This is a genomic window from Pseudomonas sp. GL-R-19, assembly GCF_019956375.1.
GTDB lineage: Bacteria > Pseudomonadota > Gammaproteobacteria > Pseudomonadales > Pseudomonadaceae > Aquipseudomonas.
Genome location: NZ_JAHBDJ010000001.1, coordinates 1 through 26,349, shown reverse-complemented (window position 1 = coordinate 26,349; position 26,349 = coordinate 1). Strand labels below are relative to the sequence as shown.

Here is a 26,349-nt window from a genome sequence, read left to right as displayed (position 1 = left end):
CTTGTCGATCGGTGTGTCCCCTATCAGACTTGTTTGTAGCTCGCTGCCGCACCGGAAGACAGCCAGCGATTGGACTCGGATCCGTCAGTAATGGGTTTGGAGAAAGTCGCTTGATTAACGCTCTGCTGCTGGAAGCCGCTTCATGGCGTGCACGGCCACAGCAAGGTTGTTTAAAAGAGGCTTTTGCGGCGGGCATTATTTTTATCTTCATTAAAATAAGGAACATAATCATGAGACGTTTTGAAGGGAAAGCCGTTCTGGTCACGGGCGCTGCGAGTGGTATTGGAGCAGCTTGCGTACGTCGTCTTTGGGAGGAGGGTGCATCGATCGCCCTGGCTGACCGTGATCAGGCCGGTATCGAGAAGCTGATTACGGAACTCAACGATGACACTCGTCTGTTCAGCTCGACTCTGGACGTTTCAGACGAGAAGCAGACAGAAGCATTTGTCGTCAAAGCCAAAAGCAAGTTTGGCAATCTGCATGGCCTAATCAACTGTGCCGGAATCAAAGGCGTAGGAAATGTCTTGGATTGCGACTCTGAAAACTGGAAGAACGTGATGTCCGTAAACTTGGACGGCACGTTCCTTATGTGTCAGGCATTTGCACGAGCAGTACAGCACGACAACACATCGCGCGCCATCGTAAATATCTCCTCCGGCGCGGGCGTCATGGGTGTTCCAAACCGTCTCCCGTATGTAGCTTCGAAGTTTGCTGTGTCGGGGATCACTCGCACTATGGGCGCGGAGCTCGGCCCTTATGGCATCCGGGTGAACGCCATCGCTCCTGGGATGATTCGGACGCCCTTCACCGCGTATATGCTCGACGATCCTGAAAAAGCTAAACGCATCCGCGCAGCTCATGCAGTCGGCCGAGAAGGCCAGCCCGAGGAAGTCGCAGCTGTGGCAGCGTTTCTGCTGACTGAGGACGCAAGTTTTATGACGGGCGCGGTCGTAGCGGTGGATGGTGGCCAGACGGCATGTCTGCCATCCGTTTGATTTCTTGACGACAGTCTGAAGTTTGAGCGCGGCTTTTCTGGGTTGTCACCGCGCCATCCATCCATCGATCATGGCGATCCTATTCGCACAGTGCGATTTTGCTGTTCATCGACGATGTCGCGGGACCCCAGGGAATATTAACCATCATGAATGGTCGAAGAGAGTACTCCTTCGACGATTATTTTCAGCTGTACGACTTAAGAGGCGAACATGCCCTACGTTATTAAGTTTCACGATGACCCAGATGTCACCGAAAGAAAAAAAGATCTGCGTGCTGTTCACCTTGAGTACGTGAACAAGAATGCGCCTCGTATAATCGCAAGTGGGGGGCTCTTCCCCGATGACGATGACTTTCCTGTAGGTGGACTGATTATCCTCGACACCGAGGAGCGACAGGAGGCGGTCGACTATATCGAAAACGATCCATTTTACCTAAATGGAATTTTTACGAACTACACGATCGATAAGTGGCGAAAATTTATTTTCGACCATCGTCGTGTCAATCCCTGAAGTCCTCATAACTTCGAATGCTGTAAATAAGCTGGCACAGGGCTGGTGGTGGCGGAGTGCAGCAACTAACCCTGTAATACCGAGCTAACTATGAACGATCAAGCGCAGCTTTCTGAGGCTACCCTGGTATGACGAGTTGTGTCGGCAGGCAGTATCGGAGTCGTGCTACGCAGTTGGGATACACCTGCGAAGATCAACAAGGTAATGCAGTCGCGCGATTGGACCATAACCTACAACAAAAATTAGGCAGGAAGGAGAGACGTTTTGAAAACTTATTCACATTGGATTGCCGGGCAGTTTCAAGAGCCAGCAAGCGGTGAGTGGCTGGACACCGTCGATCCGTACCAGGGAGAGCCTTGGGCGAAAATTCCTAAGGGCAATGCCATTGATGCCTCTGCTGCGGTATCAGCAGCCAAAACAGCCATGACCAACGGCCCTTGGGCAACGATGAGTGCAACGGCGCGCGGAAAAATCTTGCGCCGCATTGGTGATATTACGCTCGGAAATATCGACCAGCTTGCTCAAATGGAAGTGAGAGACAATGGCAAGCTGCTGGCTGAGATGAGTGGTGCCATCAAGAATGTCGCTGAGATCTGGTACTACTACGCGGGGCTCGCCGACAAGATCGAAGGCTCGGTCATGCCAATGGAAAAAGCCGGTATTGTCGGACTGACCTCTCGGGAGCCAATAGGCGTAGTGCTGGCACTGACCGCCTGGAATGCGCCACTGAATTTTCTGGCACTAAAATGTGCGCCTGCCTTGGCAGCGGGATGCTCAGTAGTGATCAAGCCTTCCGAATTTTCCTCTGTTAGCTCACTGGAGTTCGCGGCGCTCACGAAGATGGCCGGTTTGCCCGATGGTGTGCTCAACGTCGTCACAGGTCTGGGGCAGGATATCGGTGCTCCATTGGTGGAGCATCCTGACGTTTCTATGGTCACGTTCACCGGTTCTGACGCTACCGGAGCAAAAGTGTACGAGGCTGCCGCGCGGCACATGAAGCGCGTGACAATGGAACTGGGTGGAAAGTCCCCCAACATAATTTTCGAGGACGCTGATCTTGAGCTGGCGGTAGCTGGGGCTATTTCCGGTATTTTTGGCGGCGGAGGACAAATGTGTACTGCTGGCTCTCGTTTGCTGGTGCAGAACTCCATCAAAGATGAGTTTACGGATCTATTGTTAACCGCAGCACGCTCGGTAAAAGTCGGAAATCCGATGGATGCATCAACACAGATGGGCCCGATGTCAACGGCGCCCCAGTATCAAAAGGTGATTAATTATATCGACATCGCTCGTGCAGAAGGCGCCAAGTGCCTACTGGGCGGTAAGCCTGCAACAGGACCCGGAATCAAAGGTGGTCAGTTCATTGAGCCCACGATTTTCACGAATGTTTCAAACAGTATGCGCATTGCTCAGGAAGAAGTGTTCGGACCCGTACTGTCTGTCATAGGTTTCGAAGATGAAGCAGAAGCTATCGAAATCGCGAATAATACGCTTTATGGACTCGCTGCCGGTGTCTGGACAGGAAACATTGGCAGGCTTTTCAGGGTCTCAAAAGCACTGGAGGTAGGGACGGTATGGGGAAATACTTACCGTACTTATAGTTACATGATGCCTTTTGGTGGCATGAAGCAATCAGGTATAGGCCGGGAAAGCGGCATCGAGGCCGTGAACGAATACCTTGAAACAAAAAGCCTTATGATATCGATTGCCGAGACACGGCCAGAAAACAATTTTGTACCCCGCTGAGAGTTAGGAGTTGCTGATTGGCGCGCAAGGTCGGTACTCATTACCCTTTCAGTGAGGGTATTGGTGTAATTCGTTTGTAGCGCCTATACAGCTCTAACGAGATCAGCTGGTCACATCTTAAATTAAGAATAAGGGAGCACTGAGCGAATTGCCCGTCGATCAATGGCGCAGGCAAACCTAAGTCAATTTGATTGGCTGTAATATTGTTTCGCGTAGCTGTGACAACTTTTTGGGTATTACACAGTAATGACGGCTGTGCCGTCCTTGGGCTCCCTGTTGACTTCTTGATCTATCCAGCACAATAACAATTCCAAGGGTAACTGCCATGAGATTGAACCGTCGTGCCATTCTGGCTGCATTGTCCAACATCTTGCTCGTCGTACATGTTCAGGCTGCTGACCAGATCCCTTCGCTTAGCTATCAACGCGGTGGTCAGCAACTGAACGAGATACCCGTTGCGGAACTACATCTGCCCACAGTAACCGCGCAACGCTGGCTCAAAGTTTCAGATACCGAAATGCAAGCCGAATCGCCGGCTTTTGACCGTGAGGGAAACCTGCTGTTCGTGGAAGTCTTTGGAGGGCAGGTGTTGAAGGTCGACAAGCAGAAGCGCTTGAGCGTTTTAGTTCAGAAAAATGCGCTGGGCTCGGCGGGGTTGGCGATCCACAAAGATGGTCGGCTGTATGTCGCTGGGCTTGGAGATATTCGCGCGCCGGGTAATGTGACGATATACCAGCCGGATGGATCGGGTGCTCAAACCCTGATCGGCGTCGACAAGAATTTCGTGGTCGATGACCTGGTATTCGACAAAGCAGGGGGATTCTATTTCACCGACTTCAAAGGCACCTCGACTCAGCCAACCGGAGGTGTCTATTACGTAACGCCGGATGGCCAGTCTACCGTCCCAATCCTGCCCAAGTTGGCAATTCCCAACGGCATAGCATTGTCCCCTGATGGGAAGACACTCTGGGTAACCGAATTCGCCACCGGTCTGCTTCACCGAATCGAACTAAAGGATGCCCAGACTATTGCGCCCTTTGGCGAGGGCATAGTTTACAGGTTCAACGGCCCATCCCCAGACTCGATGCGCGTGGACGCGGACGGCAATCTCTACGTGGCAATGTACAGCCAGGGACGAGTGCTAGTGCTGAATCCCAATGGGCATCCTATTGGCCAAATCCTGATTCCAGGGCGAGAGAAGGGTCATTACCTGCGTTCAACGAGCCTCGCCATCAAGCCGGGTACAAATGAGCTCTATCTCGTCGCAAATGATGGTGATTTGGGAGGAGGGGCAGTGATCTTTCGCGCCAAAGGATTTGCTAGGTCACTGAGCCTCTACTCGCACCAATGACGCGGGCTCGAACTGGACTTTCCGGTTTCATTCCTGTTGGGAATGGTGAAAATAATCAGCGTCGCTCGGTGATCAAAGGGGGGTTGTCCAGATGATCGGCCTCACGGTTGTCACCGTTACGCGCAGGTACAAGCGTTTTCAAGAGTGGAGCCTTCAAGGCTAGGTGAATTTACCTGGCCAAGGCCACAAGACGACCTTGCCGAGCGGGGTGTTGAAGTGAGTCTCGGCGAGGTTCTCTCAGACGCCGTCTTTCTTGAGCGACCTAGGCATGACCTGAGCTGCCGGTATTCATTGGTCAGCGTTCATTGATCTGCCGACGAATAAATCCGCACATGACACTCGCCTTCTGGCTATTCAATGCCCCGAACATCGATGAGAAGTTCTGGGGCGTCATCGGGCTGTTTCTGGCGCCGCTTTAAAAGGCGCTGTTGCTCCGTTACGACAATAACAGCCAAGTTCAAGCCTTCCAGCCCGTGCAACCCAGTTTACCGTTGGGTATCGGACATATTCGCCAGCAGATCCATGATTATCCGTGTCACGGTACGCTGACTCTCATTGGAACGATGGAATATCTGCATGCCTGCTAATCAGTAACTTTGAGGCTGAGCACCGGCATCAGTAGTGATTCGGCTTTTTCAAAAGACACGCCGGGCAGCGCCCAAATTCCTTTAACTGCACCTGATCGTGGAGCAATCATACGCAGGTCAAGGAATGGCTCTCTTGGCATTCCCGATAAATCATATGGTTACGTAGGACTGTAAATGTAAGGTGGATGGCTGCGGGGAATAGCGAGCTCTACTTTAAAATCAAAGGTGCAATTCGCGAAAAACCGACATGACTCCTCAAACTTTGAGGCTTGGCGCGCATGCCAACCCGCGTCGTACAAGTAGTCTCGGAAGAGTGTGTAACCCCTCGAGAAATTTATTCTGCCTTGTTACGAGCAGATCGTACGGCGACGGCGTCGCTGGCTGCTCAGCCCCTAAAGTCAAAGGCTACCAGTGTGTCGACAAAAACAAGCGCATTGATGCTTTGAGGTTTTAGGATTTACATCAATAAATTATTTGATGCAGTTCCGATGGCGGAGGTCAACAAGTCGTAGCGGCCAATCCTTGACCACTACGTTGGAAGTGAGCAGGTAAAGATAATAACTACCAAAGTGTTAGGCTGTAGCTAACGATCAAGCGATTCTCGTCAATATCGCTTACATAGTTGCTTCGCGCAGTGGCATTGCGCAGTGCTAGACCAACATTTTTTAATGGACCGCTTTGAATAACATATGAAAGAACCGTGTTCCTCTCCCAGGTCTTGCCCTCGCTTTGGCCAGGCCCTCGATCGACATTATCTCCTGAAACATACCGGTTCATCAGACTCAATCCGGGAAAACCCAGTGCGGCAAAATCATAGTCATGGCGTAACTGCCAAGAGTGTTCATTTTGGTCGCCAAAGTCGTTTATCTGAATCGAATTGACTAACGTAGTGTCCGAGCCATTAACAAACGCAAAGCCGGTGTTACCGCTTAAATGTTGGTATCCGGCACTAAAGCTGTTGCCTTGGATCATATAAGTGAATAAAGCCCCGAACTCATTGTTATCTACATTGCTACCACCATCTCCCATGGAGTGGGCGAACCTCAAGTCCGACTTGAAACGTTGGCCTTCACTTAATGGTATGTTGTGAGTAAGATTTACCAGGTGTTGCCGGTAGATTCCGTCCAATTCCCCATAATAGTAGCTTGCCGCCAAATCCTGGTTGATTTGATATCGGGCTCCACCCAGCAGAAATTCTGAACTCGTTTTCTTTTCCCCCAGAACAATGTTCCGCTTGCTCGAATTGTTTACTGTCATCTCTTCATTATCGGACGAGTCACGATAGTTGACCCTGTCCATGCGGGCGACATCAAGGGTTAGATTTTCGATTTCTTTACTGTTCAACCATACCCCCCGGAATGTTTGAGGCAGCAATCGAGTATCATTACGTAATAGTGGGGGAAGGAGGGGCTCTTGGGTTCCGACCTTAAGCACAGTTTTAGACCATTTGGCTTTTGCTGTCAGACCCAGCTCGCCATATTCATCTTGTGCACGCTTAGACTCGCGGTCGACTTTTAATATGCCGGTGCCAGATCGGTCAGGACTGGAATCCAGCTTAACGCCCAATAGACCCACTGCGTCCAGGCCCAAACCAATAGGGCCTTCCGTATAGCCAGACTCCTCGCGAAAAATAAAACCTTGCGCCCATTCCTCAGCTTTGTTCTGTGCTGCGTTGTGTTGTCGGAAGTCACGATTCATATAAAAATTGCGGAGATCTACGCTGGCTTTGCTGTCATCCACAAAGCCGGCACTTGCTGAGTCTGCAATTGCTATTGTGTAGACGGTGCCTAGCAACTGAACGACCACTTTGGAATCAAATCGCATAGCGACGTACCTATTCTTGTTATTGTTTAGAGGGTTTCCAAAATGTCCTGTGCATCTTGGAGTTACTGATTAAGCGCATTTTTTTAGATATTCGAAATATTCTTTCTGAGCAGTAGGTGTCAGTGAATTATTTTATTGCGAATAAGCCACGGCTAGCCTCAATCTAATCGATTCATATGTAAGTAGATGACTGGTCTTAATTTCTCCTCTCGTAGTGCTTCTGATGGCTATAAGGCGTGAAGATCCTAAGTTACATGGGCACTGTTGTATAAAATCAGTCGCGCCCGTCATGGGTATAACTCTAAAGGTTGCTAAACGATTTTTTGTCGTATTGCTTCACCGAGTTCGCGTGTGTTCGCATTCCCGCCCATATCTCGCGTTAGCCATTCACCATCTCGCAGCACCGACTCCATTGCATTCAGTAAACAGTCATGTATGTCCTCATATCCCAAATGCTGCATCATCATCGCGCCGGCCCAAATGGTCCCTAGTGGGTTCGCTATGCCTTGTCCCGCAATATCTGGAGCGGAGCCATGTACTGGCTCAAACATGGAAGGATATTTTTTCTCAGGGTTTATGTTTGCGGACGGCGCAATGGCAATAGTGCCTGTGCACCCTGGACCCAAGTCAGAAAGAATGTCGCCAAACAAGTTAGAGCCGACCACTACGTCAAAATGCTCAGGCATACGGACAAAATTTGCCGTCAAGATATCGATATGGTATTGGTCGACGTTTATGTCTGGGTAGTTTTTAGCTATTTCCGCGACTCGACTGTCCCAATACGGCATGGAATGGTAAATGCCGTTAGACTTGGTGGCCGATGTAAGATGCTTCTTCGGACGCCGTTGGGCTAGGTCAAATGCGTATCGTAGAATGCGATCGGTCCCGCGGCGGGTGAATATGCTTTGCTGAAATACGACCTCATGCTCAGTGCCCTCATACTGGATACCTCCAATAGAGGAATACTCACCCTCAACGTTCTCGCGAACTACATAGAAATCAATATCACCAGGTTTTTTTCCAGCCAGAGGGCATGGAACACCTTCAAATAGCCGAACAGGTCGCAAGTTTACGTATTGATCAAACTCGCGGCGGATAGGTAAAAGCAGTCCCCAGAGAGAAATGTGATCAGGTACTCCGGGAAACCCAACAGCACCGAGATAGATTGCGTCAAATTCCTTGAGTCGCTCCAGACCATCGCTAGGCATCATTCGGCCAGTTTTGTGATAGGTTTCACAAGACCAATCAAACTCGGTCCAGTCAAATTCAACCCCAAATTTACGACCAGCGGCTTCAAGCGCTAAAATCCCTTCGGGAATTACCTCTTTCCCAATGCCATCGCCAGGTATAACTGCGATTTTTACCTTTGCCATTTTAATTCTCTCTATGCGTCATTAATATATTGAGTGTTTATGCCATCCTGGCGTTAGAGCTTATGGTAATTGTATACTTTTGTTTTTGCTCGACGTGCCATAGAAATAGAGAACCTAGACCCGGAATTATTTCAGCCTCTTAAAAAATATTTCGTGTCGCTCAAACTTGCGCGAAAGCTTTACAGGTTATGTATGCGTGCGCGGAAAAAATAATCACTTTGCCAGTTGCAGATAAAACATCCGTGTGGATCGAGACCTCTGATTGTCACTGGTAGTGCCTGAAGTTCTGAAAGTAAACGATGGTTTTCGTTTAAATCCAAACATTTTCATTAGTACTTTATAGTTCGATATAAATGTTCTTGGTGTAAAACTCAGTATAAAGGTGAGGTGCACTGCCTTTTAGCACCATCATCGCTCGTTTTGGTACCTGCACTCGATGGACTTATCCGCGCCTTCAAAGTTGCGGGTCAAGGCTCGAACGGCCGAAAAGGGTTCTTTTTCAGGAGAGCTTATGATGTGACCCGCGCCGAATTTTCTGGTCATTTCCAGGCGGGACGGCTCCAGGTCAATTCCTCGTGCACCGAAGGCTTTGGCCGCCATGGTGAAACTAAAGCCGACCGGCCTTTGTTCGTAGATTGCCGCGATATTGTCGATGCAAAGCCCGATATCTTTGATTGCGTCGAGCGCTTTGCCACTGCCGCAGAAAATAGTTGTGCCGGCCTCGAAAGTTAATTGGTTGGAGAGCTTGATCAAGGTGTGGGTGGAAACCTTCATGTACTCGGCATGCTCGCTGTCAGAATCCGGGCCGCCGAATACGGTTCGGTCAGGGGGGTAAAATGGCGTCCAGCCCGAGTCCAAATATTGGTAGGTGCGGCAACGGTCATAATGGTCCACGATGAACCGGTCGCCGATCTTTACTTCTATAGGAGAGGCGGCGCTGCCAATCATTTCCACCACATCACAGGGTTCGTGGCCTTCAACTAAAGTTTGCGACTTGCTGTGCTTGGGGTCATGGAGGAGGTGCAGGTCGCTGCGGCAAATGCCCGAGGCTTTCATACGGGCACCCTCTGACCAGGCCCTCGCGCTGGGTGTTCAGAGATATCCGGCTTACCCTCACCCAGAAACACAAATGCTTTCATCGCGTTTTCCTTCAGGCAGAATCATTTTTATTGCAGCCTCTGCTACGGGAGCAGGGGGTGCATGTGCCTATCCAGTGTTTTTTGATAATACCCACCATTTGGGATTTATCAAATGTTTTTTTGATGTGATTTCTCCGAAGCGCTCTCGCAGTTACAGCGAGATCGTGGGATTGATTCTTGCCCCGTGAAGCCAAATTTGTGCGATCCAATCGACAAAGGCAGGTGTAGACGCTTCGAGACGCACGCGTTGACACCTTTTGAGCTGAATCCTATATTGCAACATTATCAGCAAAAATACGGCCAATAGGCTGGCCAATCGGCCAGTGGCTGAAACAACTTGGCGGCTACCATTCGGTACGAGTTTGATTGCTCGGCCCGCTTGAGTCCCGACCAGTGGGTGGGTGGCAATGGAGATAGTAGAGTTGCAAATAGAAAAAACAGAGGCGGACGTGGAGGCGGGCGAGCACGGTCGCGACGGTGGCAGTAGTCTGACCAAGATGTTGAGCATCCTTGACCTGTTCACAGAGCGGAAACCCATCTGGTCAATGGTCGACATTATTGAAGCGCTTGAGTCTTCTCGCTCCACCAGCTACCGCTACATCAAGGCATTGCACTCCGCCGGGCTGCTTGGCGCGGTGGGCAACGGTTGCTACGTTCTAGGGCCGCGGATCATTGAGTTGGACCTGCAAATTCGCAACACCGACCCTATGCTCCAGGCCAGCAAAGGTGTCTTGGAGGAGCTGGTTGATACTATTGGCCATTCTTCGTTGCTCTGTACGGTGTTTCGTGACTCAGTGCTCTGCATCCGTGAGTACCGGGCGCCGCTAAGCCCCGAGAACCGCTTCTGCCGTGGTCAGAGCCGACCGCTGTTCAAGGGAGCGGTATCCAAGGTCATTCTGGCGCACTTTCCCCATCACCGTTTGAAAAGCATCTTCAGCCGTAGTCAGCCGGAAATCTTGGCGGCAGGACTTGGGGGTAGCTGGGACGAGTTTCGCAGTGGGTTGAGCAAAATCAAAAAAGATGGCCACCTGATTACTAAAGGTGAGTTCAATCCAGGGGTCTATGGCGTTGCAGCACCCATCTTCAACGACAATAACGTCGTACTGGGGAGCGTGGGCGTTGCCTGGGATGAGCAAGAGCGCCGGGATGTGGATTTCAAGCGGGCCGTGTTGTCAGTCAAGCGCGCCGCTCGCGAAATTTCCAATCGTCTGGCCCAGGCGAATCCACAGATGGCTTCTGCGCTTTAAGGTCATTGCTTACCAGTTGGTCCGCCCAGTTCGGCAAAAATTTGAATCGCCCCCCCCTTGCCAATGGTGAGGCGGGCTTCTTTGTTTGACCATCCCTCCAGCGCCCGCCTGAGCCAACTTCATCCTGCTATCTCGGCGGCGATGGGTCGTTGATCCCGCCTGCCGGGTTCCCTCCGCCTCGAAACCCGGATTGCCTTGCAGGTAGGGTCGCTGGCACTCCTTTTGATTGAGCTAATTCCACAATGAGAGACAATTTTGGAATTAATACAATCATTCTTTCTGGCTCGATCCTCGGAAAAATAGGCGCGGTATAAGCCGTATATGCTTGGTTTTTCTTCATTTCGCACGACGGAAGGCTAATTTAACTGGCTCCGTAAAATTGACTAAGTCCCACAATGCGAGATAATATCGATTCGTGGTGGGTCTCTTGTGCATGCAGCCTCACTGCCTTGAATGCTCAGGCTGAGAAGTGCCGCGCTATCAATGCCCTGCCACCGGCGGCGGGAAATCCGCCTCCGGCGTTCGAGGTTCTTACCTTCGTTGCTGACGGGAACAAAATAATGAATTCAACACACAACCGCCTTCGCAACCCACTCAAAGAAAAACTGGCCAGGGGCGAGCCAGTGTATTCAATGACTGTTCGTCTGGTGCGAACGGTGGATATTGCCAGCATTGCTTACACCGCTGGCTTCGACTCGATCTATATCGATATGGAACACAGCAGCTTTCCACTTGATGCTGCCGGGCACATTTGTATGGCTTGCATTGGTTTGGGTGTGACGCCGTTTGTTCGAGTGCCGAGTCTTGACGCGCATTTCATTGCCCGCGTTCTTGATGCGGGCGCCTTGGGCATCGTGGCTCCCAGCGTGCAATCCGCTGCGGATGCGCGGGCTGTCGTTCGCGCGGCGAAACATCCGCCACTGGGTATGCGATCGGTGGCTGGTGCCGCTCCTCAGATGAATTATCGACCATTACCCTCCGAGGAAACTACCCGCCAACTCGACGATGCCACCATGATCATTGCAATGATCGAATCCCCAGAAGGACTTGCTGCAGTCGACGAGATTGCAGCAGTCGAGGGTGTCGACATTTTGCTGGTCGGGGCCAGCGACCTGAGTACCTCGCTGGGTTTTCCAGGCCAGGTTGATCACCCCTTGGTGCTAGACGCCTACCTGCGCACTCTCGAGGCGTGCCGGGCGCACAACAAGGTGCTCGGAGTCGGTGGGCTTGGTGGAAAACCAGAGTTCATGAAAAAGCTTCTGTCCCTTGGAGCTCAGTACGTATCGACAGGGAATGACGTTTCCTTCCTTGTTGCCGCAGCGACACAGAAACGTATGCAGTTTGAGTGACGCGATGCTGCCTGGTGAGTCACTGATCGCCGCTCGACCTCGGCAATTCGACTCCCTGGATTTCGGTATGACTTTTGAGCCCAAGGTAAACAACGTTCTTTAGGAGGCGATAAGTATGAAAGTTTGTATCTATGGAGCAGGAGCTGTTGGTGGCCACCTCGCGGCCAGATTGGCCAAGGGCGGCGCACAGGTTTCCGTGGTCGCCCGTGGTGAGCATTTGAGTGCCATTCGCGGCGACGGGTTGCGGGTGGAAACGCCGGAAGGCTTGCTTCACATTCATCCGGTGGCCACCGAGTCGCCTGCCGAACTCGGCCAGCAGGATATCGTGATCGTGGCAGTAAAAGCGCCTGCGCTTGGGCAGATTGTTAAGGGTATCGGCCCCTTGCTTGGTGATCACACTCTGGTGCTATTCGCCATGAATGGCATTCCCTGGTGGTATTTCCACGGCAGCGGCGGGCCGTTGGACGGAACTCAGTTGCCACGGATCGATCCAGGCGCCGCGCTGTGGAGTTCGGTTGGGCCTGATCGGGCTGTGGGCGCGGTAGCCTACACCGCTTGTACGGTCACGGCCCCGGGGGTGATTAAGGTGGAAAACCCGCGCAACCGGCTGATCCTGGGGCGCCCGGATGGCGAAGCAGACGAACGGCTAGATGCATTGGCCGCCATGCTGCGCGACGGTGGCCTGGAAGTTGAAGTAACGGCAAAGATTCGCGATGCCGTCTGGGCCAAGCTGCTGATGAACCTCATCGGTGGCTCTTTGGGTATTCTGACTGGCTCGGCGATGAAAGATGCGCTGTGCAATGAGGCGGTGGCCGAGTTCGCCCATGGCATGGCAACCGAAGGCGCGGCCATTGCCAAGGGGCTAGGGTGTGATCCGGGTGATCCATACATTGGGCTGCCAAAGCTTGCGGTGTCCAAGCATAAACAGAGCATCCTGCAGGACTTGGAACTTGGCCGCTCCATGGAAGTGGACGCAATGCTGCAAATGCCTTTGGAACTCGCCCGCTTGGCGGGCGTAGCAACTCCGAAGTTGAACTTTGTATTAGGCCTGGCTGTACAGAGGGCAAGGGCGGCAGGGTTATATTCGGACTAAGGCATTAGACTTTCCGGGCCTGAGGGCCCGGTTTAGAAGTTCCAACTGTGTCCATCCAGCTTCGGCCGGGTAAACAGTAAAAGTACAAACCCTATCAACAGAGGTTGCAAGTGATCTAACGCTCAGTGTGTTGGCGGTCGACGCTGCACCTGTAAAAACGCAGTACGGACTCGAACAACAATTACAAAAAAACTTGGAGAGGCCCATGGCAAGATATTGTCAGTTACATCTACCAGCTACACGGGAACGCTTGCGCTGCATGTCCGCTGCCCCGAAGTGCAACCAGATGTTGGACGTTTTTTCGGTTGACTTGGGTCATGCCCGCTCTAGGCATGTTTGTTGCGATCAGTACATTGAGTACAGCGCAATCGTAAACTCAGGAGGCCACCTATCATGACCACCTCTGTCAATGCTGGAGCGCGACTGGATAACCTTCCAATTGGCCGCTTCCATCTCCGCGTCATCTGGCTGGTTGGTCTTGGCATGTTTTTCGACGCTTTCGACAACTCGCTGGCCGGCTCAGTCCTGGCTTCGTTACTTCACAGTGGTTACTCGACCCTTGAGCTCAATTCGATGTTTCTCTCGGCAACCTTCATCGGGCTCGCCACCGGTGCCGCGCTGGCCGGCTGGATGAGTGACCGGTTTGGGCGCGGGTTTGCCTTCCAATTCAACCTGGCACTGTTCGGCATCTTGGCGCTGTGCTGCTCCCTTGCGCCTTCCATGCACTGGTTGATCGGCATACGTGGTCTGCAGGGCGTAGGTATGGGGGCCGAGTATGTCATATGCTACGGGTTCATCACCGAGTTCATGCCGCCGGCCAAGCGCGGTCGTTACCTGGGTATACTGGGTATCTTCGCAGGGGCCGGGGTATCTATAACCTCGCTTGTCAGCATGTGGATAATCCCGGCCTTCAGCTGGCGCGCAATGTTCATCATCGCTGGGGTGGGCGCACTGATCGTCTGGTGGCTGCGCCGCACGCTTCCTGAGTCACCGCGGTGGCTGGAAGCGCGGGGCCGCTACGCAGAAGCCGAGGCGGTGATGCAGCGCATTGAAAAAGAAGCGGGAGGAACCGCCCAGACCTCCGTATCGCTGCAGTCTTCGCCCAGCTCCACTTCAGCTCATGGGGCGCCTCCGAAATGGGTGCCGATCACTGTGCTGTTCACGCGCCCCGTAATTCCGCGCACTCTGCTGGCGATCATCCTGGCGATAACGTGCATGTTCGGCTCGTACAGTGTCACTGGCTGGATGCCGACCTTCTTCGTCAGTCAGGGCATGACCATTTCCAAGTCCCTAGGCTTCAACGCGGCGATGATGGCCGGCTATGTGGCAGGACCGCTGCTGTGTATGTTCATCGGCAACCGGATTGAGCGGCGCTGGGGCATCGTAATGTTCGGGACGCTCTGCGCCATTATCGCAGGCATTTACCCCTTCATTACCACGCCTGCCTTCATCCTTATTTGCGGCTTCCTTTTAGTGGCAATGGTTGCGTCCTTCCTGGTGCTTAGCCTTGGCACTACGCCGGAGTTTTTCCCTACCGAGTACCGCTTCCGTGGCGGTGGTGTGGCGCAAACCTGCGGGCGCCTGGCGCTAATCGTCTCGCCCTTTGTGGTGTTGGCGTTGTTCAACCGGTTCGGCATTGCTGGCGTCATCGGTGCTATCTCGGGCATGTATATCATGGTGACGCTGTTAATGGCGCTGGCAGGTGGGCTGACTCGGCCAGTGCCAATTGCCAACCCAAGGGTCGACATTGCTGAGCCGCAAGGCAGCGTAAAGCGACATCCACAACCGCAGTCATGATTAGCGATTGCAACTAAGGTGGTCGGCATCGGCGGCGCTAGGATGCGTCCGATGCCGGACAGACATAAATCACCCAACAGGCCTCCGGGCCTGTAGTCGTTTTTGTGAGGAAAGGATTGCAGGATCCTGAGTTGGTTATGCGCTCATCAAGCCTCTGCTACGCATCCGTGCATGTTGTGCCTGCGCCAAAAACCAGCGCAGCTGATGAAGGATTGCAAGGAAGAGAGGGCAATGGATTGCCAGGGTAGATGCAGTGGTCGAGGGGTGACTAGTTGTGGCCTATTACCGCAAGGTTCGCCTAACTGGCCTTTGCTACCCCCGGTCTTCATCGGGGTACTATCTTCGATTGCCGTCAACGACAAGGCTCAGGGACTTACAAATGGATTCCACATTCGTAACGCCCTGAGCCGTGTTTGTTGCGTTAGTGCTATCGGTCCGTTAGCTGGCAGGATTAACCCTAGATGCCGCCAATCGCCATGTACTTCATCTCGAGATACTCATCGATGCCATGCCGACTGCCTTCTCGCCCAAGCCCGCTTTCTTTCACACCTCCAAAGGGCACTTCGGGCGTAGAAATCAAACCTTCGTTGATGCCGATAATGCCGTACTCCAGTGCTTCGGAGACACGGAAGATACGACCTACATCGCGTGTGTAGAAGTAGCTTGCGAGGCCAAAGGGGGTGTCATTGGCCAACCGTATCGCTTCCTCTTCCGTGGAAAAGCGGAACAGCGGCGCGACAGGGCCGAAGGTTTCCTCTTGGAATATCAGTGCGTTCATCGGCACATCGGCCAGTACCGTTGGTTGGAAGAAATTGCCGCCCAAGCTATGGCGTGAACCACCGATGACAACGAATGCGCCCTTACCCAGAGCATCGCTGATGTGCTCCTCGACCTTGATCACAGCATCTTCGTTGATCAGTGGGCCTTGGGTTGCCCCCGGCTCCATTCCGTCAGCCACTTTAAGTGCAGCGACAGCGACTTTGAGCTTTTCCATGAAAGTGTCATACACCCCCTGCTGCACTAGGATTCGGTTGGCGCATACGCATGTTTGCCCGGTATTGCGGAACTTCGAAGCCAGTACACCTTTAATTGCCGAATCCAGGTCGGCATCATCAAACACAATGAAGGGAGCATTGCCGCCCAATTCCATCGATGTTTTCTTGATGGTCTTGGCGCATTGAGCCAGCAGGGTGCGGCCCACCTCCGTTGAGCCGGTGAACGAAAGCTTACGTACTACCGGGTTGTCCGTAAGCTCCTTACCCGTTGCGCTTGAGGGGCCGGTGATAACGTTGCAAACGCCCTTGGGCATACCGGCGCGCTCAGCCAGCACGGCAATTGCCAGAGCGGAAAGCGGGGTCTGGCTTGCTGGACGAATCACCCCGGTGCAACCTGCCGCCCAGCCAGGGCCAGCTTTGCGGGTAATCATCGCCGAAGGGAAGTTCCACGGGGTGATGGCGGCAAATACCCCGATCGGCTCTTTGGTCACCAATATACGGCGCCCTGGGGTATGGGGAGGCATTGTTTCGCCGTACACCCGGCGGCCCTCTTCGGCAAACCATTCCAGAAAGCCTGCAGCGTAGTCGATCTCGCCCTTTGCTTCGGCCAGGGGCTTGCCTTGTTCAGCCGTCATGATCGCGGCCAGGTCGTCTCTGTTTTCCAGCATCAATTGGCCAATCCGGCGAATGATTGCGCCACGCTCCTTGGCCACCATTGACCGCCACTGAGGCAACGCCGCTTCGGCGGCTTCGATGGCGCGACGGGTCTCTACGGTGCCCATGGCGGGAACTGTAGCAACCAAAGCACCATTCGCAGGGTTGCGTACCTGGATAACGGCACCGTCATCGGCGTCAACCCATTCGCCGTTGATGTAGTTGCGGTTGCGTAGAAGGGAGGGGTCTTTCAGTGTGATTATTTTTGTCATTTCAGGCATTGGAATGATCCTTCGGGAATAGATGCTGCGAGAGGTTCAAGCGGAGGAGGAAGTCGCGGGGGAGGGGGGAGCGGCAATTGGCCGCACCACCGCTCGACCTCAAAACTTTGGCAGAACCATGCAAAAAAACTCGGTCGGCTCCACGGCGCGCATGGCAACTGGGCCCTCGTTCGCGAGGAATTCAAAGGCTGTTTCCGGACCGTATTCCTGATCGCCCACAGCAACGCGACCCTTGGCCAGAAACAGGATTTCGATGGAGGGATGCTCGCCACCGCCGTAGACCGCGTTCGCATCTAGGCGAATGAAGCCGATGCGGGCATTGCGCTCAGTGAAGGCTCCAATCCATTTCACATAGACACCCTCCGAGTCTTGGGCAATCCAGTCATAGGCAGCGGGGTTCATGGCCACTACGTCTTCATAGCGCGGGGTGGCAAACTCCAGCTTGCGGCCAGTGGCATGCTCAAAGCAGGCATCAGAACCATCCATGCTTTGCTGTTTTCCGTTCTCGTCGGTGTAGGTGTAAAGGCCTTTGTGGAACTGCCCTCTCTCATTGAGGATTGCATTGGTTGCTTCGCGCTGAGCGACGCTCAGGTAACCGAAGCCGCTAGCTCCACCGAACTGCAACACCAGCGTTTCAAGCCCTTCTACCCGATCCTGCGGGCCATAGTGGACGCTTTCTGGGAAGTACCCCACCCAACCTTCCTGCAGTACTTTGTTTTCGCCGTAGGGCAGGGAGCCTTTGATGATGTAGCGAATCTGGTCGAAGTTGTGGCGATGCCGCGGGGTTCGCCAGCCACCTTCACCGGCGCGGCCCATGTTCAGGTCGTAATTGTTTGGCGAGCCATCCTGGCCGAACAGCAAGTGCCTCTGGGCCAGAACCCCTTCACGCATAGTGCCTACCAACTCGCTGTCGGTCTCTGAAGCTTTGCATACCCGCATTTTTACTTCCTCTTAGGTGTGATCGCAGTGGGGTCCGCTATGCAATGTTTGGCTGCGGCCTGTCGGCTGCCCACCCAGCTCGACAGAGGGACAGAAGGCGCCCTAATGCCGTATTCATTAAAAATATCCCGTAATGTGGGAATGTGTCAACATATCAGTAATCCACTTTCAGGCTGGTTTTGAGCGTCCAAAGGTTCAAGTGGTGGCAGCCATACTGCGTTTATATGGAGCGTTTATTGCTTATGGGGGGCGGGGTCAGTAGTCGGCGGGCAGCGGTAAGGTGAAAGGTAAATATTAATTAAATCCTACCAGTTGACATTAGATGTTGTGGTGGCTAATAATTTTCACAAGGGCCATCGCTGGCCAAGCGATTTGAGATCCTCCAATAACAAAACCCAGGAACCAAAATGACTGAACAATCCGTAACCCATGCTCCGATGGATTCGGGCGTACCGCTCTCCGCTCGTGATTTCAGTGTTGACGGGCAGGTTGTACTCATTACCGGAGCAGCCCAGGGCATTGGCCGTGAGTTGGCTCGGCAGTTCGCTGCGGCTGGTGCTATTGCCGTGGTTGCAGACCTGAATATCGACAAGGCCGAATCCGTCGTCGGTGAAATCGAGGCAGCGGGAGGTACAGGATTGGCAGTGCGGGTGGACGTTGGCGACAAAGCCTCCGTCGATGCGATGGTAGCCACGGTGGTCGAGAGCTATGGCCATGTAGATGTGTTGATCAACAACGCTTCGATCTTTGCGACCATCGATAAGCGCCCTTTTGACCAGATTCCCCTGACGCAATGGGAGGCGGTCTTGCGAGTTAACGTGACTGGCACCTACCTTTGTGTATGTGCTGTGGCCCAGGCGATGCGAGATGCGAACTTCGGTCGCATTATCAATATTTCTTCAGACACTGTGCCCCGCGGCACGGTCAATTACCTGCACTATGTAACCTCCAAGTCAGCCGTCATCGGCATGACCAACTCTCTGGCGCGGGAGCTTGGGCCGCATGGCATCACCGTCAACTGCATTCGCCCGGGAATGGTAGCCACCGAGGTCGAGCGAACGGTCAACCCGACAGTCGAACTGCGTGAGCGCGCCGCCAGCCTGCAGTGTATCCCCCGCGGCATGATGCCCACGGACCTGGTGGGTATCCTGATGTTCCTGGCAACCCCAGCCGCAGCCTTCATCACCGGCCAGACTATCGCCTGCGATGGCGGCTACACCCACAGCAGTTGATGCCAGTGCCGTACCAACCAGTCCGAGGGTAGACGAATGCAGCGTTACGAAAAATTTTACATAGACGGTGAGTGGGTGGAACCGCTGACACCTAGTTACAGCGAGCTTATTAATCCGACCACCGAGGCGGTGTTCGCCAGCGTGGCGATGGGTGGGGTGGAGGACGTCAATAGGGCAGTTGCCGCAGCCCGCAGGGCGTTTGAAACCTACTCCAACACAACGCTCGACGAACGCATTGCGCTTATCGACCGCATCATCGGCGCTTATGAAGAGCGCCTCGAAGATTTCGCCGTTGCGATTGCGCAAGAGGTAGGTATTCCCGTCAGTGCACGGGCTCAAGTCATGGGCCCGATCAGCCATATGAAAGTGGCTCGTGATCTTCTCAAGACTTACCCGTTCGAATCGCGCATTGGCGACACTATTGTTCGCCGTGAACCGATCGGTGTGTGTGCATTGATTTCACCTTGGAACTGGCCAATCCAGACCAAAGTGATCAAAGTGATCTATGCCTTAGCTGCTGGCTGTACGGTGGTTTCCAAGCCCAGCGTCAATTCGCCGATCAGTGCGATTTTGCTCGCTGAAGTGTTACACAAGGCCGGCGTACCCAAGGGAGTGTTCAACCTGGTCAACGGTTCGGGGCGGGTGATTGGCGAGGCCATGTCCAGCCATCCGGATGTGGACATGGTGTCATTCACCGGCTCCACCGGGGCAGGTAGCCAGGTGGGCCAGGCGGCGGCGCGGACCATCAAGCGCGTGTGCCTTGAGCTGGGCGGCAAATCCGCCAACCTCGTGTTGCGTGATGCCGACCTGGAGAAGGCAGCTCGCTGGAATATCCAACGTTGCTTCTTCAATGCTGGCCAGTCTTGCCATGCACCAAGCAGGATGCTGGTGCATGAGTCCCAGATCGAACAGGTCATTCCCTATTTGATTGATGAAGTGAGCAAGTATCGACTCGGTGACCCTCATGACCCGCAAACCACCATGGGACCGATCGTCAGCAAAGCACAATTCGACAGCATCCAGCGCCATATCCAGTCCGGCATCGATGAAGGCGCACGTCTTATTGCCGGCGGTTTAGGCAGGCCGAAAGGTATCCAGCGTGGGTTTTTCACCCAGCCCAGTGTCTTTGTGGGCGTGACGCCTGAGATGACCATTGGCCGAGAGGAGATTTTCGGACCAGTGTTAGCTGTGTTGCCCTATACCTGCGAAGAGCAGGCCCTGGAAATCGCCAATGATTCGCCCTATGGACTGGGCGGTTATGTGTTCAGTGGTGATCCTGAGCGCGGCTACAAGTTCGCCAGCGGTTTGCGCGCCGGGCGTATAAGTTTCAATGGCGCTGAAACCAATTCTCTGACACCGATGGGTGGCTACAAGCAATCGGGTATCGGTCGATCCATGGGTGTGTTTGGATTGGAGGAGTATCTGGAAATCAAATCCGTATATGGGTTTGCCGAAAGAGAACGCCAGATTGCTGGGCAGTAAGGACTTGTGTGGGCGGTTGCCGGCAGAATGAAGCCCTTCAGTAAATATGCTTACTGCACTCATGCTGCTATCGCATTGCGGAGGTTGTGACCAGGCCTTGGTCTGCGAGTCACGACCTTTCGATCTGGCTGTATGCAGAAGAGCGCGGCTGCAAAGTAGTTGCAGCTCTTCAAATCCTCGCCGGCGAGATTCAAGAAAGCCAGGAGGCTCTCTGATGGGGGCTAATGTCATTGAGCGCCTGGCTTGCGATTTCAAAGGATTACCCGTTGCGCAGAATGAAAAATAATTGGGGACCGCCGACAAGTAGCATCTAGTCGGGTTAACCATCTCTTAATCCAGCGGTCCGAAACTTCACTGGACCGCACACCCTCAGGTTTTGCTGATGTCTGGTGCGGCAGGTTCGACAATAGGTCGAACTGACTTTCGCCTGCACCGGAGATCCATCATGAACAATCGCGCAGTGTTTGTGACAACCGCTCTCGCCACTGTGGTATATGCGGGTCTTACCCAAGCAAATGACACGACATCATCCAACGCAGTGACTTACGACTACGGAGTGCCGCTGCACGTGGCCAAGGTTGTTTCGCTGAGCGAGCCCATGACCCTCACCTGCAAAGTCATTACTTCTGAAATGAAGTACATCGATACCTCAGGCAATCCTGCAGCCATGACGTATCGGAAACTGTCCGAAGCTTGCAATATGCAAGGCTGAGCGGCATTGCTGAACTTAGGCCAATGCTTCAAATACGATGCCATAGAGGAACCTCATCGGTGGTGGTAGAGCGGCCACCGGGCCCGGTTTTTATCCAGGCACGTTGCGTCTCGGTAATTTCCGAAGCTTGGGGGCACAAGCCTTTTGTTTCTGCGGAGAAGGAGTTTTCCAATCTCGGCAACATTGATGAAATCCACGGGATTGCCAGCTCGTGCCTTCCGTTTTGGTGTAATGCATAAAACCAGATTGGGGGGAAGCAGGAGGTTTCGTTATCAGTGCTCGCACTGCGGCTGAAGCTCACGATCTCTGCTGCAGTGCTTGCCTGAAGGTTGCGCTAGAGTATTCACTCGCTAGAAATGCACAATTCGACGAAGAGAAAACCGATACTTGAATCTGAGTAAAGAGTCTGTCACCACCACGGATGACCTTAGTTTCTTTAATCGCGTCGCCACCCATGGAAGTTTGACCGCTGTCGCGCGCGAATTGGGACTGTCATTGCCCGCTGTGAGCAAGAGGTTGAAATTGCTTGAACAGCGCCTCGGTGTGCATTTGATACGGCGGACGACGCGCAGATTGGATCTGACGCCTGAAGGGTTGCTTTATCTAGAAGGTGCTCGGCCAATCCTGCGCCAATTGGAAGAGCTGGAGAGTGCGCTGGGTAACCGACAACCGATGCTGCGGGGGAAATTGAATATCAATGCGTCGTTTGGTTTTGGTCGCCGTCATGTTGCACCGCTACTTTCGGTTTTCGCCGCCGGACATCCCGATTTAGAATTGTCATTGCAGCTGTCCAGTCAGCCGGTAAATTTGCAGGACGCTGATATCGATATAGACATCCGTATTGGCGAGCCGCCGGACTCACGTCTGATTGCCCATCGCCTAGTAAATAACCCGCGAATTCTTTGTGCGTCACCGTCTTACCTGGAGCGTTCGGGGATACCGCACTCGGTAGCCGATCTCGCGCAACACAATTGCATTGTACTCAAGCAATACGAGAGCGATTACGCGATCTGGCGATTCTCGCGTGCCGGGCGTGAATACAGCCAGAAGGTACATGGCACCCTTTCGAGCAATGACGGTGAGGTGGCTATGCGACTAGCACTGGACGGGCATGGACTGATCCTGCGTTCGCGCTGGGATGCCCTGGAGCATCTAGCCAGTGGCGAGTTGGTTGCATTGTTGCCCGAGTACCACGCACCCCATGCGGACATTTATGCCGTATACCAGCAGCGTCGACACGTGCCCCAGCGTATCTCGGAATTTACCCGTTTCCTCGCCCAAGCGCTAACCGAGCGCCTCTCCTGATTCGATCCGTGGGTGTTGAACAAGTTGATAATTCAGGAGGTGCAATTGCCGCCCCTTGGCAACGCTGAGCTTTTGGGGTTTGCCCAGAGTTGCGGACTTGAATCAGTCGAATGTTGAGCCTTTAGCTTGGATAAGTTGGTTGCTCTTCACCGCACAATACAGACAGAGCATCTGCACCACAGTCGTGAAGCTGCCCCGGCTCGCAACCCGAGTAAAGGTATTGAGATCGTCAATTCGGGCGGACACTATTTACTTAGATTCAAGAATGGATTTCTTTTTAGGCTAATTACGAAATTTAATCCATTGAATAAACTGAGGAAACTTTAACGCAACCGCTAGGTGCATCAATGAATACTACGACCCGCCAAATTGCAGTAAGCCTTGACGACGTAACTGGGGCTCAAGCTAGGCCAGAGGTCGGGCGTACCTTTGATCTCAACAGACTTCTGGCGTTTCGCGAGAAGCTTTCCTCGCTGACCACCGCCGAGATCCACTTCGATGCTGCAACTCGTGCAGTATACGCTTCTGAAGCCTCGAACTATCGTCAGCTACCCATCGGCGTAGTGATTCCTCGGACAATCGATGACCTAGTCAAGACTGTAGCTCTATGTGAAGACGCTGACCTTCCGATTTTGCCGCGGGGAGCTGGCACGTCCATGTGCGGGCAAGCTGTCAATGCCGCAGTAATCATCGATGCTTCGAAGTATTTAACAAGCATCCATGAAATCGATGAAGTGCGCAGAACTGCCCTTGTAGAGCCGGGTGTGATTTGCGACCAACTCAAGACAGCAGCTTCTGCTTTCGGTCTGACCTTTGGACCCGATCCAGCTACCCACAGCCGTTGCACGCTGGGGGGAATGATCGGCAACAATTCTTGTGGTGCACACTCGGTCATGGCAGGAAAGACCGTGGAAAATGTCGAGAGGTTGGAGATTCTGACTTACGACGGTGAACGATTTTGGGTGGGCCCCACCGATGAGACGGCTTATGAGGAGCATCTGAATGCTGGAGGTCGGCGAGCAGAAATCGTGCGAGCACTAAAGAATCTGGTCGACGAAAATGCCGAGGCAATTCGATCTGGTTTTCCGACATTGAAGCGTCGAGTCTCAGGCTACAACCTGGATCAACTGCTTCCAGAAAACGGTTTCAATATCGCACGTGCCCTGGTGGGTGTGGAAGGTACCTGTGTCACTGTCCTTCGGGCAGAAACGACTTTAGTGAAGAATCCCGCCAAGCGGATTCTTGTGGTGTTCGGATTCACAGATATTGTTCTCGCAGCTGACTCTGTGCCTCAGTTGTTGCCTCTCACACCTATTGCGATGGAAGGGCTCGACGAGGGGATTATCGGCGGACTTCGTCAGCGGGGTATGAAACTGGATGACATCGCCGAGCTACCTGAGGGCAAGGCATGGCTCATGGTCGAGTTCGGAGCTGATTCCTATGAGGATGCGGTACGTGCAGGACAGAAGGCCGTTGATATATCCCCAGCTTTGCCTGGAGCACCCAGTGTTCTTCTGATTACCGACAGCACACTGATGAGCCGCATATGGACTATCCGCGAAACCGGTGCTTCGGCCACATCGCTTGGGCTTGATCCCAATGAACCGGATCCTGTAGTGGGCTGGGAAGATGCCGCAGTCGAACCTGAGCAATTGGGGGCCTACCTGCGCGAGTTTTCAGCGCTGGTCGAACGCTATGGCTACAAGACCAATCTTTATGGCCATTTCGGTGACGGATGCGTACATTCCAGGATCACCTTCGACCTCAAATCCCAGCGAGGTCTGGATAATTGGCGCGCCTTCCTAGATGAGGCTGCACACCTGGTAGTCAAATACGGTGGTTCTCTCTCTGGAGAGCACGGCGACGGCCAAGCCAAGGGTGAATATCTGCACATCATGTATTCGCCGGATGTGATGAAAGCCTTTGGCCAATTCAAGCGAATTTGGGATCCGCGCAACCGGATGAACCCAGGCAAGTTAATTGACGCCATGCCGGTTGATGCCAACTTACGCTTAGGGAAAGACTACGTTCGACGCGAAGTGGCAAGTCCCTTCACCTATCACAAGGGCTTGGGTGACAAAGGATTCGCCAGGGAAACTGAGCGCTGCATTGGTATGGGCAAGTGCCGCTCCCTTGAGGGGGGGACTATGTGCCCAAGCTTCCGAGCAACGCGTGATGAGCGTTACTCCACTCGAGGGCGGGCACGCTTGTTTTTCGAGATGTTGAAAGGTGAGGTAATACAGGACGACTGGGACAATACCGAGATAAAGGACTCCCTGGATCTGTGTTTAGGCTGCAAGGGTTGTAAAACGGACTGCCCTACCAACGTTGATATCGCGCGGTATAAGGCTGAATTCTTATACCGACATTATGCTAATCGCCGACGTCCTTTGATGGATGCCATGATTGGCCGGATCGGTGAGTGGTTGCCGCTGGCTACACGAGTGGCTCCCCTGATAAATCTAGCCATGCAAGCTCGCCCGGTTCGGGCCTTAGGTGGCCTCATGGGGCTGGCGCCGGATGTGCGCTTTCCTACTGTGGCTTCGCGTAGTTTCCGGGCAGACGACACCGCCCGACGGTTGCTGCGCAGTGAAGAAGTACCGGCTGGTCGCGAAGTGCTGCTTTGGGTGGATAGTTTTAACAATGGCTTCACACCCAGGGTTCTGGAGGCTGGTGTAGACGTCCTGGAAAAGCTAGGCTTCACCGTCAGGTTGCTTAAGCGCCATATCTGTTGCGGACGTCCCTACTATGACGTTGGACTGGTGGATCAAGCCAAAGCCAATCTTGAAGCGATCCTCGACCAACTAGAACCGGCTTTGGCTGAAAGCATGCCCATAGTAGTTCTAGAGCCCAGTTGCCTCTCGGTTTTCCGAGACGAGATGCCGGGTCTATTTCCCGATGACCCCAGAGCCGCAAAGCTGAAAGTACTTATTCAGACCCTTAGTGAGTTTATTAAGAACCAAGACATCACATTGCCTTCGTCTGCCCAAGACGTACGCATCCACGGCCACTGTCATCAGAAATCATGTGGAGGAATGGGGGCGGAGCAGACTCTGCTTCAACAATTGGGTGGCACCGGGCAGGTAATTCAAGCCGGTTGCTGTGGGGTAGCAGGGGCGTATGGTTACCACAGCAAGAGTGCCCCAGTAGCAAAAACTATCGGTATTCAGGAGTTCAAGCCTCATCTGGACGCCGTTCCAACTGATGCACAGGTAGTGGCAGATGGATTTAGCTGCCGTGGGCAGATTCGAAACGTCAGCGAGCATGAACCACTGCATCTCGCAGAGTTTCTGGCCAAGATCATAAATTGACAGGTGCCGTTTATCAAAAAATGGCGCGTAAAGGCCGATCTACTGACTGGAAACCCTAATTGTCTCATTCACGGTTGGCCATGTATGCAGTGGAGCGCTTGCTCAAGGGGCATGAAGGGGGGGGCGCGTTAAATCCTGGAAAGCGCAGCGATCTCGTTGCAAGCGATGGAGGTTTGCAGAGGTCAATCACGACCGCAACCGGGGCCCCTGGCTTGTGGGCTATGTAATGGTCGCGCAGGTTATTGCTATCTCGCGCCACAAGCGGCGCCCTTGACGAAATGCCATCAATGCTTCCATGGCTGCGGATTCCACACGCACTTGGACACCCATTCCACGAACACTTGGACAGCGATTCCACGCTGACTTGGACACTCATTCCACGGCCACTTGGACACTGATTCCACGAGCACTTGGACAGTGATTTTCC

At 53.4% G+C, this 26,349-nt stretch carries 18 protein-coding genes; 13 read left to right on the top strand and 5 right to left on the bottom strand.

Annotation, left to right across the window (positions count from 1 at the left end):
- The first annotated feature begins 110 nt into the window (after window positions 1-110).
- The 4 genes from KGA83_RS00090 (at window position 111) to KGA83_RS00075 (ending at window position 4,602) form a co-directional block, all read left to right on the top strand.
- The gene (locus tag KGA83_RS00090) at window positions 111-995 is read left to right on the top strand and encodes an SDR family NAD(P)-dependent oxidoreductase (RefSeq protein ID WP_223527449.1); all 885 of its coding nucleotides are present in this window, start codon (window positions 111-113) and stop codon (window positions 993-995) included.
- A 210-nt stretch (window positions 996-1,205) separates the two neighbouring features.
- Window positions 1,206-1,505 (top strand): YciI family protein, encoded by a 300-nt coding sequence (locus tag KGA83_RS00085; RefSeq protein ID WP_223527447.1) that lies wholly within the window; start codon window positions 1,206-1,208, stop codon window positions 1,503-1,505.
- A gap of 264 nt (window positions 1,506-1,769) precedes the next feature.
- On the top strand, window positions 1,770-3,251 hold the full coding sequence (locus KGA83_RS00080) for an aldehyde dehydrogenase (protein WP_223527445.1): 1,482 nt from the start codon (window positions 1,770-1,772) through the stop codon (window positions 3,249-3,251).
- 325 nt (window positions 3,252-3,576) lie between these two features.
- A complete protein-coding gene (locus KGA83_RS00075) occupies window positions 3,577-4,602 on the top strand; it encodes an SMP-30/gluconolactonase/LRE family protein (protein ID WP_223527444.1) in 1,026 nt (341 codons plus the stop codon).
- A gap of 1,148 nt (window positions 4,603-5,750) precedes the next feature.
- Here KGA83_RS00075 and KGA83_RS00070 read toward each other — a convergent pair.
- The 3 genes from KGA83_RS00070 to KGA83_RS00060 form a co-directional block, all read right to left on the bottom strand.
- A complete protein-coding gene (locus KGA83_RS00070) occupies window positions 5,751-7,013 on the bottom strand; it encodes an OprD family porin (protein WP_223527442.1) in 1,263 nt (420 codons plus the stop codon).
- A gap of 311 nt (window positions 7,014-7,324) precedes the next feature.
- The gene (locus KGA83_RS00065) at window positions 7,325-8,386 is read right to left on the bottom strand and encodes a tartrate dehydrogenase (RefSeq protein ID WP_223527440.1); all 1,062 of its coding nucleotides are present in this window, start codon (window positions 8,384-8,386) and stop codon (window positions 7,325-7,327) included.
- A 408-nt stretch (window positions 8,387-8,794) separates the two neighbouring features.
- Window positions 8,795-9,442, bottom strand: coding sequence for an alcohol dehydrogenase catalytic domain-containing protein (locus KGA83_RS00060; protein WP_223527439.1), 648 nt, complete (start codon window positions 9,440-9,442; stop codon window positions 8,795-8,797).
- A 490-nt stretch (window positions 9,443-9,932) separates the two neighbouring features.
- Between KGA83_RS00060 and KGA83_RS00055 the strand changes: the two genes are divergently transcribed.
- From KGA83_RS00055 to KGA83_RS00040, 4 genes are all read left to right on the top strand, one after another.
- Window positions 9,933-10,772 carry an IclR family transcriptional regulator gene (locus KGA83_RS00055; protein ID WP_223527437.1) on the top strand — a complete coding sequence of 280 codons (840 nt, stop codon included), beginning with the start codon at window positions 9,933-9,935 and terminating at the stop codon, window positions 10,770-10,772.
- Between the two features lie 560 nt (window positions 10,773-11,332).
- Window positions 11,333-12,121 carry an HpcH/HpaI aldolase family protein gene (locus tag KGA83_RS00050; RefSeq protein WP_223527436.1) on the top strand — a complete coding sequence of 263 codons (789 nt, stop codon included), beginning with the start codon at window positions 11,333-11,335 and terminating at the stop codon, window positions 12,119-12,121.
- Between the two features lie 115 nt (window positions 12,122-12,236).
- Window positions 12,237-13,214 carry a ketopantoate reductase family protein gene (locus KGA83_RS00045; protein ID WP_223527435.1) on the top strand — a complete coding sequence of 326 codons (978 nt, stop codon included), beginning with the start codon at window positions 12,237-12,239 and terminating at the stop codon, window positions 13,212-13,214.
- Between the two features lie 393 nt (window positions 13,215-13,607).
- The gene (locus tag KGA83_RS00040) at window positions 13,608-15,011 is read left to right on the top strand and encodes an MFS transporter (RefSeq protein WP_223527433.1); all 1,404 of its coding nucleotides are present in this window, start codon (window positions 13,608-13,610) and stop codon (window positions 15,009-15,011) included.
- A gap of 457 nt (window positions 15,012-15,468) precedes the next feature.
- Here the strand turns inward: KGA83_RS00040 and KGA83_RS00035 are convergent, their stop codons facing one another.
- Window positions 15,469-16,920 (bottom strand): NAD-dependent succinate-semialdehyde dehydrogenase, encoded by a 1,452-nt coding sequence (locus tag KGA83_RS00035; RefSeq protein WP_317850578.1) that lies wholly within the window; start codon window positions 16,918-16,920, stop codon window positions 15,469-15,471.
- Between the two features lie 120 nt (window positions 16,921-17,040).
- Window positions 17,041-17,802 carry a hypothetical protein gene (locus KGA83_RS00030; protein ID WP_223527432.1) on the bottom strand — a complete coding sequence of 254 codons (762 nt, stop codon included), beginning with the start codon at window positions 17,800-17,802 and terminating at the stop codon, window positions 17,041-17,043.
- A gap of 485 nt (window positions 17,803-18,287) precedes the next feature.
- On the opposite strand from KGA83_RS00030, the gene KGA83_RS00025 reads away from it, so the two are divergent.
- The 5 genes from KGA83_RS00025 (at window position 18,288) to KGA83_RS00005 (ending at window position 25,922) form a co-directional block, all read left to right on the top strand.
- Window positions 18,288-19,112 (top strand): SDR family NAD(P)-dependent oxidoreductase, encoded by an 825-nt coding sequence (locus tag KGA83_RS00025; RefSeq protein WP_223527430.1) that lies wholly within the window; start codon window positions 18,288-18,290, stop codon window positions 19,110-19,112.
- Window positions 19,113-19,148: 36 nt separating this feature from the next.
- Entirely contained in the window at window positions 19,149-20,594 is a 1,446-nt protein-coding gene (locus KGA83_RS00020; RefSeq protein WP_223527428.1) for an aldehyde dehydrogenase family protein, read from the top strand.
- A gap of 445 nt (window positions 20,595-21,039) precedes the next feature.
- Window positions 21,040-21,306 (top strand): DUF2790 domain-containing protein, encoded by a 267-nt coding sequence (locus tag KGA83_RS00015; protein ID WP_223527426.1) that lies wholly within the window; start codon window positions 21,040-21,042, stop codon window positions 21,304-21,306.
- A gap of 387 nt (window positions 21,307-21,693) precedes the next feature.
- On the top strand, window positions 21,694-22,611 hold the full coding sequence (locus tag KGA83_RS00010) for a LysR family transcriptional regulator (RefSeq protein ID WP_223527425.1): 918 nt from the start codon (window positions 21,694-21,696) through the stop codon (window positions 22,609-22,611).
- A 347-nt stretch (window positions 22,612-22,958) separates the two neighbouring features.
- Complete coding sequence (locus tag KGA83_RS00005; protein WP_223527423.1) at window positions 22,959-25,922, top strand: FAD-binding and (Fe-S)-binding domain-containing protein; 2,964 nt, start codon at window positions 22,959-22,961, stop codon at window positions 25,920-25,922.
- Window positions 25,923-26,349: the final 427 nt, after the last annotated feature.

Bases quoted from the DNA above. Each gene is read 5' to 3' on its own strand.
- KGA83_RS00060 (WP_223527439.1), bottom strand. From the start codon at position 9,442: ATGAAAGCCTCGGGCATTTGCCGCAGCGACCTGCACCTCCTCCATGAC.
- KGA83_RS00040 (WP_223527433.1), top strand. From the start codon at position 13,608: ATGACCACCTCTGTCAATGCTGGAGCGCGACTGGATAACCTTCCAATT.
- KGA83_RS00065 (WP_223527440.1), bottom strand. From the start codon at position 8,386: ATGGCAAAGGTAAAAATCGCAGTTATACCTGGCGATGGCATTGGGAAA.
- KGA83_RS00045 (WP_223527435.1), top strand. From the start codon at position 12,237: ATGAAAGTTTGTATCTATGGAGCAGGAGCTGTTGGTGGCCACCTCGCG.
- KGA83_RS00070 (WP_223527442.1), bottom strand. From the start codon at position 7,013: ATGCGATTTGATTCCAAAGTGGTCGTTCAGTTGCTAGGCACCGTCTAC.
- KGA83_RS00075 (WP_223527444.1), top strand. From the start codon at position 3,577: ATGAGATTGAACCGTCGTGCCATTCTGGCTGCATTGTCCAACATCTTG.
- KGA83_RS00005 (WP_223527423.1), top strand. From the start codon at position 22,959: ATGAATACTACGACCCGCCAAATTGCAGTAAGCCTTGACGACGTAACT.
- KGA83_RS00085 (WP_223527447.1), top strand. From the start codon at position 1,206: ATGCCCTACGTTATTAAGTTTCACGATGACCCAGATGTCACCGAAAGA.
- KGA83_RS00050 (WP_223527436.1), top strand. From the start codon at position 11,333: ATGAATTCAACACACAACCGCCTTCGCAACCCACTCAAAGAAAAACTG.
- KGA83_RS00055 (WP_223527437.1), top strand. From the start codon at position 9,933: ATGGAGATAGTAGAGTTGCAAATAGAAAAAACAGAGGCGGACGTGGAG.
- KGA83_RS00025 (WP_223527430.1), top strand. From the start codon at position 18,288: ATGACTGAACAATCCGTAACCCATGCTCCGATGGATTCGGGCGTACCG.
- KGA83_RS00015 (WP_223527426.1), top strand. From the start codon at position 21,040: ATGAACAATCGCGCAGTGTTTGTGACAACCGCTCTCGCCACTGTGGTA.
- KGA83_RS00020 (WP_223527428.1), top strand. From the start codon at position 19,149: ATGCAGCGTTACGAAAAATTTTACATAGACGGTGAGTGGGTGGAACCG.